The sequence below is a fragment of the Trebonia sp. genome, assembly GCF_049794275.1.
Classification (GTDB): domain Bacteria; phylum Actinomycetota; class Actinomycetes; order Streptosporangiales; family Streptosporangiaceae; genus Trebonia.
Genome location: NZ_JBARCR010000998.1, coordinates 1 through 1,975 on the forward strand (window position 1 = coordinate 1; position 1,975 = coordinate 1,975).

Below are 1,975 nucleotides of genomic sequence, written 5' to 3' on the forward strand. Positions count from 1 at the left end.
CCCTCGGCGTGGCGCTGGGCCTGTCCGCGCTCGCCGCGGTCATCGGCGGCGGCCTGGTGGCCCGGCTGACCAACAGGCCGTTCTGGCGCGGTGCGGCGCGCCAGCTGATCCTCGGCGCCGCCGCCGCGGGCATCACGTACCTGATCGGCCTCGCGGTCGGCGGCATGGCCGCCTAACGCGGCAACAGCGCTTCACACCGCCCGCCACCTGGCCTCGCACCAGGAGTAGACGCCGAACGTCAGCAGCCCGAGCGCCACGATCACGAGCAGCCACGGGCCGAGCGGCGTGTGCGCCAGCGCGCGCAGCGCGGAGTCGATGCCCTTGGCCTGCCGCGGGTTCGCGTCCTTGGCCGCGATGATCAGGAAGACCCCGATGGTGCCGAAGACGAAGCCGCGGGCGATGCCGCCAATCTGGCCGAGGCGGGTGACGACCTTCCTGGTCCGCGGGGAGGCGGCGCCCATCCGCAGGTGCTTGAGGAACTTGAGCTGGTACGCGCGGTACATGACGTACAGGCCCGCGGCCACGACGACGACGCCCGCGATCGCGACGATGACCTGGCCGCCGGTGTGCTTCAGGGCCGCCGCGGTCAGGTCCTGCGACTGGGTGTCGCTCGACGACGGCGATCCGACCCCCAGCGCGTACTTGAGGATCCCGTAGGTGACCAGCGCGTAGAACACGGCGCGGGCCAGGTTCGCCAGCCGCTTGCTGCCCTTGCGGCCGTCCGCTTCCGGGCCGCCCCAGATGGCCTCGGACAGTCGCCACAGCGTCAGGCCGGCAAACCCGATCACCAGCAGCCACAGCAGGAACGATCCGAACCCGGTGTGCGCCACCAGCCGGACAGCGCCGGTACGGTCGGCCTGCTGATGCGATCCCTTGATGGCGATCTCGATGGCGATGACGCCGATCAGGACGTACATGAGACCGCGCGCGACGAGGCCGGCCCGGGCCAGCCAGGCCATACCGCGGCTGCTGGCCGCCCGGCGGGCGGTTCTCCTGGTGCGGGCCGGGCTGCGGAACGCCGGTCCGCGGAACACTGTGCGCGTAGACATTGCTGCCTCCAGTTTGGGCTGATTCTTGTCATCGGCGGGGCCTCGCCGGTCAGTCGCCGGCCGACGGCCGGTAGACCAGCAGCTTCTTCGGACACTTGACGATCCTGAGCGCCGGCTTCGTCTCCGTCGCCTCGCCATCGAGGCACAGCGGCACCGAGCCGGCCTCCAGCGACGCGACCCGCAGCGAGGTGGCCGACCAGGTCTGGTAGACGCGGCACCGGCCGAGCGTGCCGAGCAGCACCGCGACGACCAGCCGCGTCCTGGCCAGCGGCTGTGCGCCGTCGACCATGCGCACGTCGAGAGTCCCGTCGGCGAGGTCCGGCCGGTAGGCGGGCGCGGCGCCCGAGGGCTCGTACCGGCAGTTGCCGACGAAGAGCAGCCAGACCTTCCTGCGCCGGCCGTCCACCAGCAGGTCGGCCGGCTTGCTGCCGCGCAGCACGTCGGCGAGCGCGATCAGCATGGCGGGCCACTTCCCCAGCGAGGGCTCGAGACGCTCGCGCGCCTTCACCAGGTCGACGTAGACGCCGGTGCTGGCGGTATTCAGGAACGCGGCGCCGTCCGCCGTCCCCACGTCCACCAGCACGCTGTTACCGTCGCGGAGCGCTGCCAGCGCGTCATCGGCGGATTCGACGCCGAGGTCGGCGGCGAAGTGATTGAAGGTCCCGGCCGGCACTACCAGCAGCGGCAGCCCGGCGTCGACGGCGACCCCGGCGGCGAGCCGGACGGTGCCGTCGCCGCCCGCGACGCCGAGGATCCTGGCTCGCGCCGCCGCCTTGCTGAACAGGCTCTCCAGGTCATCCTCCGCCGTGGCCACGACGATCTCGGCCTCGGGCAGCCTGGCAGTGAGCGAGCCGGCGAGCTCGGCTGACGCGGTGCCCGCGGTGCAGTTGACGACGAGAACCAGGCCGGCTCCAGCGGGCGACGCG

The 1,975-nt window shown here is 72.5% G+C and carries 3 protein-coding genes; 1 reads left to right on the forward strand and 2 read right to left on the reverse strand.

What is annotated here, in order from left to right:
* The first annotated feature begins 8 nt into the window (after window positions 1-8).
* Window positions 9-176 carry a VIT1/CCC1 transporter family protein gene (locus tag WA805_RS25265; protein ID WP_425243583.1) on the forward strand — a complete coding sequence of 56 codons (168 nt, stop codon included), beginning with the start codon at window positions 9-11 and terminating at the stop codon, window positions 174-176.
* 15 nt (window positions 177-191) lie between these two features.
* Here WA805_RS25265 and WA805_RS25270 read toward each other — a convergent pair whose 3' ends face one another.
* Together WA805_RS25270 and WA805_RS25275 are read right to left on the reverse strand one after the other, a co-directional pair.
* A complete protein-coding gene (locus WA805_RS25270; protein ID WP_425239167.1) occupies window positions 192-1,049 on the reverse strand; it encodes a DUF1206 domain-containing protein in 858 nt (285 codons plus the stop codon).
* Window positions 1,050-1,098: 49 nt separating this feature from the next.
* On the reverse strand, window positions 1,099-1,975 hold an 877-nt coding region (locus WA805_RS25275; protein WP_425243582.1), incomplete at its 5' end, for a diacylglycerol/lipid kinase family protein.

What these genes read in the sequence shown, in the direction of transcription:
- WA805_RS25270 (WP_425239167.1), bottom strand. Translation starts at nt 1,049, where the DNA reads ATGTCTACGCGCACAGTGTTCCGCGGACCGGCGTTCCGCAGCCCGGCC.